Origin of the sequence: Shewanella gelidimarina, assembly GCF_023283945.1 — a bacterium.
In the GTDB taxonomy this organism is placed as follows: domain Bacteria; phylum Pseudomonadota; class Gammaproteobacteria; order Enterobacterales; family Shewanellaceae; genus Shewanella; species Shewanella gelidimarina.
The window spans coordinates 83,312-100,080 of sequence record NZ_JAKIKW010000001.1 but is presented as its reverse complement, the minus strand read 5'-3'; the positions used below and the strand labels follow the sequence as shown (position 1 = coordinate 100,080).

The 16,769-nt window shown below is 44.7% G+C and carries 15 protein-coding genes; 9 read left to right on the top strand and 6 right to left on the bottom strand.

Annotation, left to right across the window (positions count from 1 at the left end; all coding sequences use genetic code 11):
- Positions 1 to 616: 616 nt before the first annotated feature.
- Together L2729_RS00460 and L2729_RS00455 are read right to left on the bottom strand one after the other, a co-directional pair.
- The gene (locus tag L2729_RS00460) at positions 617 to 2,752 is read right to left on the bottom strand and encodes a sensor histidine kinase (protein WP_248986462.1); all 2,136 of its coding nucleotides are present in this window, start codon (positions 2,750 to 2,752) and stop codon (positions 617 to 619) included.
- Between the two features lie 22 nt (positions 2,753 to 2,774).
- Positions 2,775 to 4,157: a sigma-54-dependent transcriptional regulator gene (locus L2729_RS00455; protein ID WP_346347748.1), complete on the bottom strand. Its 1,383-nt coding sequence runs from the start codon at positions 4,155 to 4,157 to the stop codon at positions 2,775 to 2,777.
- Positions 4,158 to 4,436: 279 nt separating this feature from the next.
- Between L2729_RS00455 and L2729_RS00450 the strand changes: the two genes are divergently transcribed.
- The 6 genes from L2729_RS00450 to moaA all read left to right on the top strand — a co-directional run bounded on the left by L2729_RS00450 (position 4,437) and on the right by moaA (position 10,190).
- Complete coding sequence (locus tag L2729_RS00450; RefSeq protein WP_101090078.1) at positions 4,437 to 5,249, top strand: ABC transporter substrate-binding protein; 813 nt, start codon at positions 4,437 to 4,439, stop codon at positions 5,247 to 5,249.
- A complete protein-coding gene (locus tag L2729_RS00445; protein ID WP_248986460.1) occupies positions 5,246 to 5,953 on the top strand; it encodes an ABC transporter permease in 708 nt (235 codons plus the stop codon). Before L2729_RS00450 ends, L2729_RS00445 begins: the two co-directional genes overlap by 4 nt.
- Complete coding sequence (locus L2729_RS00440) at positions 5,953 to 6,681, top strand: ABC transporter ATP-binding protein (RefSeq protein WP_248986714.1); 729 nt, start codon at positions 5,953 to 5,955, stop codon at positions 6,679 to 6,681. Before L2729_RS00445 ends, L2729_RS00440 begins: the two co-directional genes overlap by 1 nt.
- Before the next feature lie 94 nt (positions 6,682 to 6,775).
- Positions 6,776 to 7,390 (top strand): molybdenum cofactor guanylyltransferase MobA, encoded by a 615-nt coding sequence (gene mobA / locus L2729_RS00435; RefSeq protein ID WP_248986459.1) that lies wholly within the window; start codon positions 6,776 to 6,778, stop codon positions 7,388 to 7,390.
- Positions 7,387 to 9,183 carry a bifunctional molybdopterin-guanine dinucleotide biosynthesis adaptor protein MobB/molybdopterin molybdotransferase MoeA gene (locus tag L2729_RS00430; RefSeq protein WP_248986458.1) on the top strand — a complete coding sequence of 599 codons (1,797 nt, stop codon included), beginning with the start codon at positions 7,387 to 7,389 and terminating at the stop codon, positions 9,181 to 9,183. Before mobA ends, L2729_RS00430 begins: the two co-directional genes overlap by 4 nt.
- 20 nt (positions 9,184 to 9,203) lie before the next feature.
- Positions 9,204 to 10,190: a GTP 3',8-cyclase MoaA gene (moaA, locus tag L2729_RS00425; protein ID WP_248986457.1), complete on the top strand. Its 987-nt coding sequence runs from the start codon at positions 9,204 to 9,206 to the stop codon at positions 10,188 to 10,190.
- A 210-nt stretch (positions 10,191 to 10,400) separates the two neighbouring features.
- Here moaA and L2729_RS00420 read toward each other — a convergent pair whose 3' ends face one another.
- Positions 10,401 to 11,090: a hypothetical protein gene (locus tag L2729_RS00420; protein ID WP_248986456.1), complete on the bottom strand. Its 690-nt coding sequence runs from the start codon at positions 11,088 to 11,090 to the stop codon at positions 10,401 to 10,403.
- Positions 11,091 to 11,819: 729 nt separating this feature from the next.
- On the opposite strand from L2729_RS00420, the gene L2729_RS21590 reads away from it, so the two are divergent.
- A complete protein-coding gene (locus L2729_RS21590) occupies positions 11,820 to 11,942 on the top strand; it encodes a hypothetical protein (protein ID WP_283104077.1) in 123 nt (40 codons plus the stop codon).
- 163 nt (positions 11,943 to 12,105) lie between these two features.
- On the opposite strand, the gene L2729_RS00415 is transcribed toward L2729_RS21590, so the two are convergent.
- Positions 12,106 to 12,627, bottom strand: coding sequence for a DUF4823 domain-containing protein (locus tag L2729_RS00415; protein ID WP_248986455.1), 522 nt, complete (start codon positions 12,625 to 12,627; stop codon positions 12,106 to 12,108).
- 585 nt (positions 12,628 to 13,212) lie between these two features.
- On the opposite strand from L2729_RS00415, the gene L2729_RS00410 reads away from it, so the two are divergent.
- Together L2729_RS00410 and mutM are read left to right on the top strand one after the other, a co-directional pair.
- The gene (locus L2729_RS00410; RefSeq protein WP_248986454.1) at positions 13,213 to 13,665 is read left to right on the top strand and encodes a hypothetical protein; all 453 of its coding nucleotides are present in this window, start codon (positions 13,213 to 13,215) and stop codon (positions 13,663 to 13,665) included.
- 55 nt (positions 13,666 to 13,720) lie between these two features.
- Positions 13,721 to 14,536, top strand: coding sequence for a bifunctional DNA-formamidopyrimidine glycosylase/DNA-(apurinic or apyrimidinic site) lyase (mutM, locus tag L2729_RS00405; RefSeq protein ID WP_248986453.1), 816 nt, complete (start codon positions 13,721 to 13,723; stop codon positions 14,534 to 14,536).
- 28 nt (positions 14,537 to 14,564) lie between these two features.
- On the opposite strand, the gene L2729_RS00400 is transcribed toward mutM, so the two are convergent.
- Complete coding sequence (locus L2729_RS00400) at positions 14,565 to 15,239, bottom strand: TVP38/TMEM64 family protein (protein ID WP_248986452.1); 675 nt, start codon at positions 15,237 to 15,239, stop codon at positions 14,565 to 14,567.
- Between the two features lie 35 nt (positions 15,240 to 15,274).
- Positions 15,275 to 16,768 carry a capsule assembly Wzi family protein gene (locus tag L2729_RS00395; RefSeq protein ID WP_248986451.1) on the bottom strand — a complete coding sequence of 498 codons (1,494 nt, stop codon included), beginning with the start codon at positions 16,766 to 16,768 and terminating at the stop codon, positions 15,275 to 15,277.
- Position 16,769: the final 1 nt, after the last annotated feature.

The window sequence follows — 16,769 nt, the reverse complement described above, 5'->3', positions numbered from 1 at the left end:
CACACACTCTTAAGTGGCCGGGAATTTTTCCCCGGCTTTTTTTTGCCTTAAATTCTTATGTGTTAATACATTGACTACCAATACTTACATAAACCACTGTTAATTATAAATATAGTTAGAGTGCAGTAGGGTTGTCTAAATTAATTAACCACAGAGTTGAAATAAAGCTTGCAGACCTAAGTGATAATGATTATTATTCACATGCGTTCCAAGAACTCATTAAGCGATAAGGAATCTCATCTCCTTTGAGCTCGAGTTTGCAAAGCACGACATTGCTCACACACTCTTTTGTGGCCGGGATTTTTATCCCGGCTTTTTTTTGTCTCAAATTTCTATCTGGCTATGTGAATAACGACTTACACCCTATTCCAACGCAACATCTAGCCCAACAGGACCGAAACTGCACGACATTGCTCACACACTTTTTATTAGCCAGGATTTTTATCCCGGCTTTTTTGTCTCAAATTTCTATCTGGCTATGTGAATAACGACTTACACCCTATTCCAACGCAATATCTAGCCCAACAGGGCCGAAACGGCACGACATTGCTACACACTTTTGATTAGCCAGTATTTTTATCCCGGCTTTCATTATTTAATGCTGGCTCTGAGCAGATTATTCCTCTAACTCGGGGCGATGGCCGTGTAATTGCAAACCTTCGTAGGGGGTATTTGTCTGCTCTTCTACCGCGGTATGATACAAACCAATAGTGAACAAACTGCCTTTACCTACCGTTGAACTCACTTCAATAGTGCCGCCAATACGCTTAATAATACCGTAGCTTAATGATAGTCCTAAACCAGTACCATCTTTACGCGTGGTGTAGAAAGGGTCAAAAATGCGATTAAGTTCCTCTTCAGGAATACCTTTACCCTCATCTTCAATCTCTATTTTAACTCCAACAAGCTCACCACGTTGTACCCAGTCGTATGTACGGATCCATATTTGACCCTTATCATCAATTGCATGGGCGGCGTTGACCACAATATTAATTAATACCTGCAATAATTGTGGGCGGTTAACTTGAACAGGGTAACTCGCATTAAGCTCCTGCCTTAGAACTACTTTTTGAGTTTGTATAGAGTGACGCACCAGAACTAACATCTCTTCAATAATCGGGGTAATTTGATGCATTTCCAGCGGTGCGTTGAACTCTCCAGGGCGGCTGTACTGCAACAAACTACGAATAATGGTACTGATACGTCCTACTTGCTGAATCACCAATTCGATCTCTTCTTCGACGGCTTCAGCCTTATCACCTAATTCGTATTTTAATAGCTCCATGTTGCCGAGGATCACGGCGGTAGGGTTATTAATTTCGTGGGCAATGCCCGCAGTCAACTCACCTAACGCGGTTAATTTTTCATTGATCACCAGCTGCTGGCGGGTTTCATTAAGCAAGGCAACGTTCGCTTGTAGCTCTTCCGTTTTTTCCTGCAGGCTGCGAGTGCGCTCTTCAACTTTGACCTCCAGCTGCTCTGCAGCGGCTTGGATCTGAGTATTGCGTCGTTGTAATAGATCCAGCATTCGGTCGAATTGCTCTGCAAGATTCGACAGTTCATTGCCGCTATCTAGGCCCAATGAACCAATACGTAAATCACGCCCAGATTGCACCGCTTTTACAACATGGTGGATGCGCTCAATGGGTTGTAATAAACTGTAGGCTCCGCGATAAACCAACCAGCCAGAAACCAATAATACCAACATTAAAATAGTGCCGAGTTCGATAATATTGAGTAAATAGTTATGGATAAAGGGAGATTCAGAAAATCCGGTATAGATCATACCGATACGTTTACCTTGCACATCCTTTAAAGGGGCATAAGCCGAGATAAACCAATCATTAAATACAAAGGCGCGATCAACCCATAACAGGCCTTGATTTAAGACTTTTTCACGTACCTCTGATGACACTAAACTGCCTAGTGCTCTGCCACGTTCTTCATCTCCTTTGGGGAAAAAGTGCAACGGGACGTTAGTGCTAATACGGATATTGTCGAGGAAGATGGTTACTGTGCCGATGGAACGTTCGGGCAATGTTCCCTTGTCATAAACGAGATCACGAATATGGTCGACAATACGACTATCTCGATTTAATAAAATACCACCATCTAAGTACCAAGCCACATTGCCTGATGCGTCCGGGATAGGCAGCAATGAACGACTTAATAAACCGCGCTTCTCTTCCGTCTTGACTGGCTCCATCGCTCTTTGCGTTTTCATCACCGTCACTTTGGCTTGTTCCGCCAGAACAGGATCAATGCGAGAAAGGTGACTGGGTGATAACACCATTAACCCAGAAAATGGTTCGTGACCCTCAATATGAGGTAACATTTGGCGTATGTCAGGGTCTGCCGCCGCTTCAGCGACAGTGATCAAACGTAAGAAGTCTAAATCGATATCAACTTTAGCCAAAGTGAGTTGCTGTCTCAGCTCTTCTCTAGTCAATTTTCCATTGAAATTTAGCTTTCTGAAATCATTTTGAAATGCCCAGGATTCCATTACCAGTTCAAGTTGCTTCTCTTGAATGGTTTGCACTGAAATAAGGGTATTGTTAGCCACCGTTAAATCAGCTTTTACTTTCATAAAGAGCTGCTTTCCTGTGTAGCTTATATTCCAATAGATGGTAATAAACACTAGGCTAACCAGTGTTAACAAAATCGGTAGCAGGGTCAGAATAAGAATGCGATAGCGCACCTTTGCCTGCATCTGCTGCCAGCTAACACCGAATATATTGGAAAAAAATGACACCTAAACTCTCCTGACTAACGCGTTATTCTTCAATGTTCTTTTCGCCGCCAAACCACTCTTTGTACTTGCGGTCTAGCGTTTTACGCGACACGCCAAGATCTCTGGCTGCCGCTGATTTATTACCACCGTGTATATCCACAACGCGAGTCACGTGGTCACGCTCAACATCCTTCAAGGCCCATTGCAGCGGATAGCCTGATTCGACAACCATCTCAGCCTTAGGCTGGGCTTTCCAGTACTCGGCAGGTGGTTTGCCGAGTAATATACAGCGTTCAATCATATTACGCAGCTCGCGGATATTACCAGGCCATTCGTGTTGCTGTAGTTTAAGCAAATCTTCATGACTCCAAACCACCTCTTTAACCCCAAGTTCCGCGGCCAATTGGCAGGTAAAGTGATGTGTCAGCTCAACGATATCTTCGGGTCTATCTCGTAGTGGCGGAATGACAATATCGAGGACGTTTAAGCGATAATAGAGATCACGTCTAAAGTTACCCGCCTCGACCTCTTCAGATAACTTACGGTTAGTCGCCGCAAGCACTCGGACATCAATATTAATCTCTTTCTCACTGCCCACGGGTCTTATGGTTTTTTGCTCTAATACGCGCAGTAAAGCCGTTTGCATTTTTAACGGCATCTCACCGATTTCATCAAGGAAAAGAGTGCCACCCGAAGCAAAACTAAACAATCCTTCACGGTTCCCTTTTGCCCCCGTAAACGCGCCTGCAGAATGACCAAAGAGTTCACTCTCAAGCAACTCTGGCGCAATCGCACCACAATTGACCGGTACAAATGGCCCTTGGCGTCCGCTTAAGATGTGTAATTGTCTAGCCACCAGCTCTTTGCCGGTTCCCGACTCACCTTCAATTAACACCACGGCATTTGTCGGTGCTACGCGTGCAATAACATCTTTTACCTCAGTCATGGCATCGCTTTGGCCAATAATGGTGGACGACTGATTGAAGGAGACTTCACGGCGCAGCATTAAGTTTTCACGCTTCAATAAGCGTCGCTCAATACAGCGGTCAACCGCTTTCATCATCTGCTCGAGATGGAAGGGCTTCATAATAAAGTCTGACGCGCCAGCACGAAGCGCTTTGATGGCTACGTCCATATCGGCATAACCCGTCATAAAGATGATGTCAGAACGCCTCTCTTGATCATCGAGCGCTTCATGCCATTCAATACCTGATCGGCCAGGCAAGCGAATATCGACAATCAGCAGATCAAAATGACAACGCGAGCGCAGTTGCTCTGCATCCTCAACACTGGAAGCGGTTTCTACCAACGCAAATTTCTTGGCGAGTGCCTTTTTCAAAAAACTGCGCATACCAGGCTCATCGTCAACAATTAGTACCGATACAGCGGAAGGAATTGGCTTCATATCATTTACTCTCTGGTTCATCTTGTCTTAAACAGGACATTTTGACTCACAATGAATAAAGTCTAACACCTAAGTGGTAAAAATAGGTCACTATGAACCACGGTTTAGTGATGTTGGGACATATTGTCTGAATGATTTTGGATAAGCATGGGAGCAAGCTCACACTTAAGCGACTGATGTGATACAAAATACTCGAATTTAAAAATGGCATTAAACTTGCTCTTAAACAGACAAGTGATTTCACTTCCCAGCGGTGACTCAGGTATAGAGTGACCCATATATATTTGCCAAGGAGTAAAAATGTTAAACCTTAAACGCGTTATTGGTCTTGCTGTGACTGCCGCATTGTTTGTTGGAATGCCAGTTCAAGCCAATGAAGTTATTAAGCTAGCAACCACAACCAGTACTGAAAACTCAGGTTTGTTAAACAACCTTTTACCGACTTTCGAAGCCGAAAGCGGTTATAAAGTACAGGTGATTGCAACCGGAACGGGTAAAGCCCTTAAGCTTGCTCGCCAAGGTGATGTTGATGTTGTAATGACACACGCCCCTGCAGCAGAAGCCAAGTTCGTTTCTGAAGGTTATGGCAGACTTCCACGCGGGATAATGGAAAACGATTTTGTTATCCTAGGCCCAAAAAACGATCCCGCTAACATCCGTTCTAGCAAGTCAGCAGAAGCGGCATTTGCCAAGATAGCTAAATCAGATACACCGTTCATTTCACGTGGTGACAACTCAGGCACCAATATGAAAGAACTTATTCTTTGGGGAAAAGCCAATGTTAAGCCAGAATTTGCAGGTTATACTTCTGTAGGCCAAGGTATGGGTAAAACGCTATTAATGGCAAACGAATTACAAGGTTATACTTTATCTGACCGTGGTACTTTCGTAGCATACTCAGGTAAAATAGGTCTTGCAGTAGACTTTGATGGTGGTGAAGCTCTAGCGAATCCATACCAAATCATGCTGATTAATGCTGACAAGTACCCTGACTTAAATCATAAAGGGGCTAAAGCATTAAGCGACTGGCTGATCGGCGCTGAAGCGCAAACAATGATCAATAACTATAAAGTTAAAGGTGAGCAATTGTTCAAGGCAACATATAGCGAATGAATGAAGGCTGGTTAGCCCTAACACAGCAGGCGTTAAGCCTGCTGTTTTCATTGGATCCAGAAGTCTGGTCCATTATATCGGTATCCTTTTCAGTATCATTGGCAGCATTAGTGATTACTTTGCTGCCTTCAATGGTGCTCGGCTTCATATTGGCCTTTTCTCGCTTCCGTGGTCGCTGGCTCGTCACTAACTTGATTCAAACCCTGCAATCCATTCCTACTGTTGTCATCGGATTATTGGTCTATCTTTTGTTAACGAGGATGGGACCGCTTGGCGATCTAAAATGGCTTTTTACCCAACAAGGCATGATCTTAGGGCAGATGATGATTTGTGCACCCGTGATTGTCGCCATGAGCCAAGCCGCTTTCACCAGTGTTGACCGCCGCGCTTGGGAAACCTCTCGAACATTGGGTGCGCCTTGGTACAGCGCCATTTGGGCCGTCTGCAGAGAGCTTAAAGTGCCACTATTATTAACTATAATCGCCGCATTTAGCCGCATCCTGACCGAGGTAGGCTGCTCGATGATGGTCGGTGGTAATATTGCTGGCGTCACTCGAAATATTCCAACCGCTATCGCCTTAGAAACCAGCAAAGGCGACTTTGCTCAAGCGATAGCGCTTGGGCTGGTACTGTTAGTATTAGCACTAGTGCTAAACTTTGCCTTAGGAAGCTTAAGAGGCAAGGCCGAGCCGAGGAGTCATTAATTAGCATGGCAAAAATTATTGCACAAGATCTTGAGATGCGTTTCGATGATAAGCATCTGTTTAGCGCTCAAGAGCTTATTTTTCCGCAGAAGCAAGTGATCCACCTACAGGGTGATAATGGCAGCGGGAAAACCACATTAATGAAATTACTTGCAGGACTGATTAAACCCAGTCACGGCCAAGTACAGGCCGTCGGTTATTCACTGGCCCCATGGTGGCGTAGTAATGCTATTGTTGGTAAAGCGCTTTATCTGCATCAGCACCCCTACCTTTTTGATGGGAGTGTGCTTTATAACCTGACTTATCCTTTAGCATTCTCAAGCGAAGATAAGGCAAAGCTGAGTGCACGCACTGAACAAGCAATTGAAATGGCCCAGTTAAGCCATCTATTAGGCCAATCTGCCTCTAGTTTATCTGGCGGTGAACGACAACGATTGGCGATAGCTCGAGCCTGGATTGTCGAACCCAAGCTGTTGATGCTCGATGAGCCAACATCAAATATGGATAAGCATTCTCAACGACTTGTGTTGCAGATGGTCTCAGATCTAAAACAGCAAGGCACAGGAATGATTATTAGTAGCCATCAATCATGTATGCTGACGCAAATCTGCGATCATGCATGGCTAATCGACAATAACAAAATTAGCACCAATGACATGGTGCATGCCGCAGCACCGACTTTAGCAGTCCATATCAATCCCAACATGTTAAACAGTATGGTCAAATAGCCTTGCTAAAATTGCTACCGCGCCAGCATTAAGTTATGGAGCGACGGAGTATGATTGCTATTGTTACGTAAGCTGCAACTAATAACAGGAATATGTGATGACAAAGATCGATGCAGTGATCCTCGCCGGCGGAATGGCCAGACGTATGGGTGGCAATGATAAAGGCTTAGTTGAATTAGAAAGCCAACCGATGATTAAACATACAATTGATAGGATTCGACCTCAAGTTAAGGAGATCCTGATCAACGCAAACCGTAATCAAAAGGTGTATTCTGAATTTGGCTTTCAGGTGATAAGTGATCAAGATACGGGTTACTTAGGCCCATTAGCAGGTATGATCACTGCGATGAGTCACACTCAAGCAGACTATTTGATGGTTGTTCCCTGTGATTGCCCATTGCTACCAACAGATTTGGTGGCCAGAATGCTAGCGCAGTTAATCGCTGAAGATGCAGAGCTTGCAGTGGCTAGTGACGGTAAACGTGAGCAACCCGTCGTCATGTTATTAAAGCCCAGCTTACGCACGTCAATGAAAGCATTCTTAGATGCTGGCGAACGCAAGATAGATTTTTGGTACGCCAAACACAATTATGTTGTGACAGACTTTAGCGACCAACCAAATGCCTTTATTAACGTGAATACGCCAGAACAAAAACAGCAGCTTAGCGAAGCCATCGCCAGCGAAAAGAACAACCAGAGGTGTAAATGAGCATACCTTTTACGAATCCGCTACCTATCCCTGTTCTCGGATTTTGTGCCTATAGTGGCACCGGTAAAACCACATTATTAAAGCAATTAATCCCTGAGCTTAATCGCCGTGGAATTCGACTTGCCGTCATCAAGCATGCTCATCACAACTTTGACGTTGATATTCCGGGTAAAGATAGCTTTGAGATGCGTAAAGCCGGCGCCAAGCAGATGTTAGTCGCCTCTCATATACGCTGGGCGTTGATGACCGAAGATGCCAGAGATTCAGATCCTGAACTGCCTTACCTGCTCAAGCAGATTGAAACAGACAGTGTTGATATTGTGTTGGTTGAAGGTTTCAAAAAATTAGAACTGCCTAAAATTGAACTCCACCGCGCCGCGCATGGTAAGCCTTTTATTCACACCCATGATGAAAATATTCTTGCCGTGGCGTGTTGCGATGACACCAAATTGCCGAGTGAGCTGCAGCGCTTAGATATTAATAATGTGGTACAGATTGCTGATTATGTCAGTGACTACATTACGGCGTGGAAACCATGCCCAATTGACCTGCCTATGGCACCAACTTGTGGTTGCGAACTCGATAACAGCACCACCTTGTCTGTACGCCAAGGCATCGATAAAATTCTCTCTTACGTCAAGCCGATCAGTGCCACTGAATCAGTGGATTTAGACGAACTCGAAAATCGCATTTTGGCGACCGATGCTATCTCCCCTGTAAACGTGCCACAACACACCAATTCGGCAATGGACGGCTACGCCTTTAAGTTAGGCGAAGAGAACCAGGCCTATACCATGATGGGCGAAGTCATGGCCGGCCATGCTTATGCTGGCACGCTGCAAGACGGCGAAGCCGTGCGTATCATGACAGGTGCACCCGTGCCTGCTGGAGCCGATACCATTCAACTGCGTGAATTGGCCAACGAGCAAGATGGCCAAGTCGAGTTTGAAGGTGCAATGGCGTTAGGCCAACACGTAAGACAAGCGGGCGAAGATATAGCGCAAGGCGAAGCCGCACTGGCCGCTAACACTCGCCTGCATGCCGCCGAACAAGGTTTACTCGCGTCATTAGGCTTTGGCGAACTCCCCGTTTTCAAACGTCCAACCATTGCCGTATTTTCTACCGGTGATGAAGTTTGCCAGCCAGGCGAACCGTTAAAGCCAAACTGCATCTTCGACTCCAACCGCTACACCATCAAATCGATGGCGAAGAAGCTCGGTTGTGAAGTCATCGATCTGGGCATTATTCAAGATTGTGAAGCCGCACTGGCAGAGGCGTTAACCAGTGCTGCTAAGCAAGCTGATATCGTGATCAGTTCAGGTGGCGTATCTGTTGGTGATGCCGACTACATCAAAACCGTATTGGAAGAAGTTGGTCAGATAAACTTTTGGCGTATCAACATGCGCCCGGGTCGTCCATTAGCCTTCGGACAAATCGACGATAGCCTGTTCTTTGGCTTGCCAGGTAACCCTGTCGCGGTAATGGTGTCGTTCTTACAATTTGTACAACCTGCTATCCGCAAACTTGCTGGAGAGCAAAACTGGACACCTACTATGGTGCCAGCAATCACAGAAAAACCACTGCGCAGCCGAGTCGGTCGAACCGAATTTATGCGCGGGATCTACCATCTGGCAGCAGATGGTAAGTTACATGTAACCACAACAGGTGCTCAAGGCTCAGGGATGCTCAGCTCTATGGTAAAAGGAAACTGTCTCATCGTAATAGGTGAAAAAGATGACCAGTTGAATCCAGGTGACACAGTTTACATTCAACCTTTTTCCGACCTTCTTTAAGGGTCATATAGGTAAGTAGTATGAGTTTGATCGTTGACAACTTTGGCCGTACAGTCGAATACTTACGGCTGTCTGTAACTGACCGCTGTGATTTTCGCTGTGTCTATTGCATGAGTGAAGATCCCTGCTTTTTAAGCAAAGAACATGTGCTAAGTCTTGAAGAATTAGCCTGGATTGGACAAGCCTTTACCGAGCTAGGCGTTAAGAAAATACGCTTAACTGGCGGTGAGCCTTTGGTAAGAACCGACTGTGACAAGTTGGTCAAACTGCTAGGTAAACTGCCTGGTCTTGAAGAGCTTTCGATGACCACCAATGGCTCACGATTGACCCGCTTTGCCCAAGAGATGCATGATTCAGGGCTTAACCGCCTCAACATCAGTCTCGATACGCTAAAACCGGATCTGTTCACTGAGCTTACGCGTAACGGCAAGGTAAACCGCGTTATTGCAGGTATTGATGCCGCACGCGCTGCAGGCTTTAAAAAGATTAAGATCAATGCCGTTATTTTACGTGGCCAAAATGATGACGAAGTACTCGACTTGATTGAGTTTTGCCGCGAACGGGAACTCGATATTGCATTCATCGAAGAGATGCCTTTAGGCGTCATTGATGAGCGCAAACGCAGTCGTCATTGCAGCAGTGATGAAATCAAAAAGCTCATTAGAGAGCGTTACGAGTTAAACATATCTAATCGCCGTACTGGCGGCCCAGCTCGCTATTACACCACGCCGGGTAGTGATATTCACGTTGGCTTTATTTCACCGCATAGCAATAACTTTTGCCACGAATGTAACCGCGTCCGCGTTACCGTCGAAGGCCGCTTATTACTCTGCCTAGGCAATGAGAACTCTGTTGATTTAAAAGCCATTTTGCGAGAGTTTCCCGGTGATATCGAAAAACTCAAAACAGCGATTCTAGATGGCATACAACATAAGCCAAAAGAGCATCATTTTGATCCCAATGGTGAAACCCAGATCCTGCGGTTTATGAATGCTACAGGCGGATAACCCTTGTTGAACAGCAATGTCGCTGATGGTGTTTGTATTCGCCGTTAGTGTTTGGCCGTTTCGATGAGTTATCAAACCGAAACCCGACGTCAAAAGCGTCGGGTTTTGTTTATCTGGAGTGCAGATTTGGATTGTTTGAGTACGTGGCATTAACGCCCACTTAAGCGGACTAAAATTGTTGGTTATAATGTGGAACGAAGCTGAACCGAATCAACTGTTTTTTGTTCCATTTAATGCACTTGTTAAATTGCGCAACGCGATTACCTCAACAAGTTTAGGTAGATGATTTGCGTATCGAACAATAAACTTTAGATGGTCTTTATATAGGTCTAATTTCTCCTTATAAAAACCACCTGCAATAATTGGCTTGCCAGAAGGTAACATCAATGAACCCATTGTCATTATTGATGCGTGGCTATAACCATTATAAAAATTCTTAGCTTGCTTGAGCCACTCATGCCCCTCTATTAAACCTAAAGTATCAGCGTTCAATAAAACATTATCGATGGCTCTATGAGCCTTTGTATTATTCTTTCCTTGTTCATAGGACTTGTAAAAATTGACTGGCTTTGCATTTTTACCCTTATCAATTATTACATTCTTCTCTGCACTAAGAAGTATTGCTAAACATAGAGATTCATAGGAAATTCTCATAGTATTTCCAGAGGCATTAATATGCCCTTCAATCAAAAGCCTTGTTGCTGTCACAAGGGACTCTATGGTCATAAATGTGAATTCCTGCACCCATTTATATTTTTGTTTTTCAGGTTCACTAAAGTAATGTTCAAAGCATGATTCACTTTGCTTAAGTAAATTAGTAATCACAGTTATTTCTGAATCGAAAGTTGAGCAGAATTCTGCTACTGAGCGATCAGTTACTAAAATATTTTGGATACTCAAAACTCCATTAGCAATTTTACAGCCTATTAAACAGCAGCAGCGATAACATTGTTATCCGTGCTGCACTTTTAAATATTATCAGTGCGTCTTAATAATGTGCTTTATTTGAATATAACCTATTGTTTTAAAAGATTACATCTTAGCTTCATTAACCATAACCCTATGGGTCAATTAAGAATGGGCGAAGTATCACGACTTTGACTTTTCTTGAGACTAACTAGTACCTTGTGGCATCTCCGGTTCCAATTGCCTGCGGCAGGCGTATGCGCAGACGCTACTGAGGCTCGCCGCAAGCACATCCTTGTGGGCTCAACGAAAACATCCCTGTTTTCGACGGCCTCAGCCGCATCTACACTGGGTTATAAAAGCGTATTAATTTGGCATTCCAGTTACCAATAAATGCTTTTTAATTAGCTAACCACACATCAGTGAACATCACATTTGCATTTAAGTAGCCAAACTTACAGACATAAATCTCCCTCGTTGGAAATTTCGCTTTATAAATTTCGCCGGGGCGCTGAGGGTTTGCTAAGGGGTACAAGCGCTTTATCCCTTGGCTCTGCTCTTGATTACCAGAATGGGCGAAGCGCCACGACCTTGGTCAAACGGAGTTTGATAAATTTGCATGCAGACTAACAAACGATGAGGTTACCTTTAAGCTAAAGTGGTTCCAATTGCCTGCGGCAGGCGTATGTGCAGATGCTGCAGTGACGCGCTGCAAGTCCATCCATGGAAGCTCGCCATGACATCCATGTCATGGATGGTCACTACCGCATCTACACTGGTTTCGAAAAGCCTACACTCTCAGAATTTGTGCTTAACCTTAAAAACGCTAAAGCACCGCAAAACTAACATAAAACACCGATTCCCCATCGAAGTTGCCGAAGTAAGTTGAAGAAATAACTGTAAGGCCCAAACGGACGTGGGCGAAGCGCCACGACGTTAGTCAGGCGTAGCCTGATCAGAAAGCTAAGCCTGGTGTATCAGCTCAGGTGCCTAATACCTTCACTTATCATTATTTATACAAACTTTCTACGTACGCATTTGTTGGTTCTTCTAAAAGGTCTTGGGGATGATCACCACCAAAAGAAGCCCACTTACTTTTGCCTGAATATGTTGAGTTTCCAATTTCTTTCTTAGTTTTAGTGTCATAAGTAATGATTTGAATTTCTAATTTATCTGACTTACCTGACCACTCTGTCGCTCGATCCTCCCAATGGAGAATAATAGGTTGGACGTAATATCCATAAATATTGGCGTCGACAGTATCCAAACAACTTTCTCCCTTGCACTTGGTCGTGATTGCGACTTTACGAGAGTTCTTCGAAAATGAATTTCTAACCGCATTAGCTGTCATGCGTCCGGAGTTATTATATTCTCTATCGCTATACCACCCGTTTTCAGGCGTTGAAATTAAAACACCAACGCTTCTGTCGAGCTTCACCTCTGGTTTTTGAAATTCATTATGCTGATATGAAGAACTACACCCGCCTAAAACGAGTAAGGCAGTTCCCATAAATAGAATATTACGACTCATATAGATCACTCCATTTTTACTGATAACGACCGCATACCGTGTGATTAACGCTTAGCAGTAATTAGCTAGCTTAAATGCCAGCCAAGTATTCAACTTCACTCTTTATACTCTTACAAGAAAAGTTAAGAAAGGCATATCTTTATCGACTGAAAGTAGTTCACCGCAATTTCTAGTACTTGTGGTTCTAATTGCCTACAGCAAAATCGTAAGTGCAAATGTGCCCGTACTAACACAGGGTTATAAAAGCGCAAAATCTCGACATTTGTGTTTTAGATTTCAAATTGAAAATTAAAATCATTCAGCAAACTTCATGGCTTAATGACATTAACCAAATGTGCAGAATTAAATCTCCCCCGTTGGAAATTTCGCTTTTTACATTTCGCCGGGGCGCTGAGGGATTGTCAAGGGGCGCAAGCGCTTTGCCCCTTGGCTCGGGTGTGGGCGAAGCGCCACGACGTTAGTTGTTAGACGAAGTCTAACTTAGAGGTCAGGCGCAGCCTGATGATCAAGAAGTCAGCCAAATTTGTGGTTATACCAACTTGCAGATACACTTAATAATCAGATAACCAATTGAATTACATCGCCATGGCCCTATCCAGAAGAAAATGGAATACCATTATCATTCTAGCTTCTATTTTTATGATCTCAGTACTGACTGTGGTCGAAGATAATAGCCGTGTGAAACCGTTGCAAACCCAAGCGCTATTCGATCAATCTGCACCATTATCGCAATTACAGCTGGGTCAGTATTGGTTACAGAAACGTCAATCTGGTTGGCAATGTAGCGAAGAGATACTCAATTGCCTCGAATGGGCTAACGCATGGGAGCTGGTGCATATATCTGCTCTCGTTGATAAGCCTGAAACGGTAGGTGAACCAATAGAGTTAGTAATCCAAATCGACGATATCGATACAGCCCAGGTCTGGGTGCTATTTAGCAGCCAAGGCTTACTAAAGTCTCCCGCAGGCAACTGGTATCAAATTCCTGCCAGCTTACGAGAACAACTCAGCCCCATCATTCGTGCACAAGCTCATTAATACGATGAGTATAATCACTCATCGAGACCTCACAGCGTAAAACAAGAGAGCCTAAATGCCAGAATTACCTGAAGTTGAAGTCACTAGACAAGGTGTATCACCCTATTTAGTTGATAATGAAGTCACCGACTTAATTATCAGAAATGCATCACTTCGCTGGCCAGTGCCTGAGATTGCTAAACAGATTATTGGCCAAACCATCCGTAATGTTCGCCGTCGGGCAAAGTACTTACTGATCGACACCGACGCAGGCACCACCATCGTCCATTTAGGTATGTCTGGCAGTTTACGCATACTGTCCGCTAACAGTCCGGTCGAAAAGCATGACCATATCGATTTGGTGCTCGCAAGCGGTAAAGTACTGCGTTATAACGACCCAAGGCGTTTTGGTTGCTGGTTATGGAGCGAACTACCAGAAGAGGCCCATCCGTTGTTATCAAAATTAGGGCCTGAGCCGCTTGAGTCAGGCTTTCATGCTAATTATTTAATCGCGGCGTTACAGAATAAGAAAAAAGCGATTAAGCTGTGTTTGATGGACAATCATATTGTAGTGGGTGTGGGTAACATTTATGCCAATGAAGCGCTATTTGCTGCGGGTATTCACCCACAAGCTGAAGCGGGTAAAGTGGATCCTGAACGTATCACCATTCTCGTTGCTGAAGTGAAACAGATCCTTGCTAAAGCCATTGAGCAAGGTGGCACCACCTTAAAAGACTTTACTAATGCCGATGGCAAACCAGGATATTTTGCGCAAAAGCTACATGTCTATGGGCGAGGGGGCAAAACCTGTACTCATTGTGGTCACTTGCTGAGTGAAGTGCGCTTAGGCCAGCGGGCCACGGTGTTTTGTAGCATCTGCCAGCAGCGGTAATACCAAACGACTTGGGTATCCGAGTCGCTTAGTCTTGCCCTTTTACCGCCTGATTAAGCTCTTTGCCTAGGCGTGTGCGATAAAGGTATATGCCGATCAACAACGCCGCGACAAATAAACCCACGCTCAATTGCAGATGATGTTCATCGCTAAGGCTAACCCCAGCACCTGCAAAACTAAAAATGAACATTTGTGGTAAAAAACCAATGCCACTGCCAACAAAAAACTGCCATGGACTAACACAAGTGGTGCCAGCTAAGAGGTTGGTAATGTAATTACTGCCGAGTGGCAACAAGCGGAACATCAATGCTTTAAGCCAGGTTTTGTGGATGATCAACGCTTCAAGCCGTGCTAATTTTTGCTCGAAGCGACGTTTAATCTGCTCGCGAAAAACAAAGCGGGAAAAATAGAATAAAATAATGCAGCCCATTAAGGCCGAGATTGTGGCAAAGATGGCACCATTTATACCACCGAGCGCATAACCGAAAGCAAATGCCAGTACTTGCCTAGGCCCGCCAATACAGGAGAACAGCGCGCCCATTAATACCAGCTCAGAGACAGCCGTCGAACCGTGCTGTTCGACGTAATCAGTCACCCACTGACTATCGCTTAAACGCTGAAAAAAACCTTGCTGCACTGCAACGCCGATTAAAATGGCGATAAATAACAGTCCAAGCAGCCTGACGGCCAGTTTAATATTCACGATTTTTCGCAATGCAACAGACGTCAGTCATACCGCTAGAAACGGTATTCATAAGCGCCGAATACCGTCGCGTCAGTGTCGTTGTCTTGCGTCTCAAATTCCGATTGAGATACCGTTCCACCTACGCTCATCATGCCCTGCCACATAGGCATGCGATAGCTAAGCTCTAGCATCAGCAGATCCTCTTTCGGAGGCTGAGGAGCCCAATCGATATTCGCATTAGCACCATCTTTATTAAGTTGTGCATAGCGTAATAACGAGGTAAAGCCTTTGCTATTGGCGAATTGGCCAATTAAACCTAATACATACACGTTGGCGTCACTGTCATAAGTGCTACCCAGTGCACGGCCATAATAACGTGAACCACTTTTGTAAGTTGAATGCTCATAAAAACAGTTAAATGCGTTTTCATCTTCACCACAAAAAACCATGGTGTCAGTATATTCAAAAAATAATTTGTACTGTTGACCATCTAAGTTGAAACGCGTATCTGCGCCAAACATAGAGCCACAGTCGACGATATCCCAAGGCATTGAGCCCTTTGAATCTTCGCAAGTTCTTTCGTAGTAAAGGCCAAACGGAACGTTATACCAGGTATCACTGAAACGTATATCGTAGCCCGCTATTTGGTTACCATAATTGGTACAGCCACCTGCGCCTTCATTACGGCAATCTTTTTGACCCGTAATCGATTTAAAGGCACTTTCAAAAGAACACTCTTCCCCATCACCACAGAACTGCGTTGTCCAAGACACACCAAGCTCTAGCTGACGAAACGGACGCACTGAGCCGCGCAAGTTCCACATCAGTGTATTGGGGACAGCACGCTCCTCTTCCATCATGCTAACACCCGCAGTAAAGTTCCACGGCCCAATCCAAGACAACCACGGCGTTTCAAACGCTTGGGCGTTATTGCGACTCAACATAAGCGAAGGCATCGGTCTGGCGTTGTTGGACTTGTGCAGTGAAGAGTCAAATCCAGGTCCCCACCACTGCTCAACAGCGCCAAGTGTCACCATCCAGTTACCCATGACCATCGCAAGATAGGAATCGTCGAAACGTAGCGATTTATCATCGGCAGGATCGTAGTTTGCTGACGCGGAAACTTTATAAGCAAATCTATCACCTAAATACTCGTATGATGCAGTCGCCTCACCTTGTTCTCTATAATCAGAGCCAAAATGTTGGAATCTCGCTGCATCACTGGCAGCAGCAAACTTGATACTGGTATTGCCACGATTGCCGACGGCATTACGGTAGTTGAAGTTCACCCGAGAAAAAGCATCCACCAAGGCTGGCGAAAGTGTTGATGGCTCAATGTTAGCCAAATCATCACCAATACCCGACCACATTAATGGATAGGTATTGACGGGGACGGTAATCACACCGGCATCGGCCAATGCTTGAATATCGGCTCGTAAATAGATGTCGGATGTATCCACCCAAGGGGCTGCGCTAATGATGGCAGAATAACAAACGGCAAAAAGTGCCAACAGCCTAATATTGATCAATAAAACACGCTTTATCATG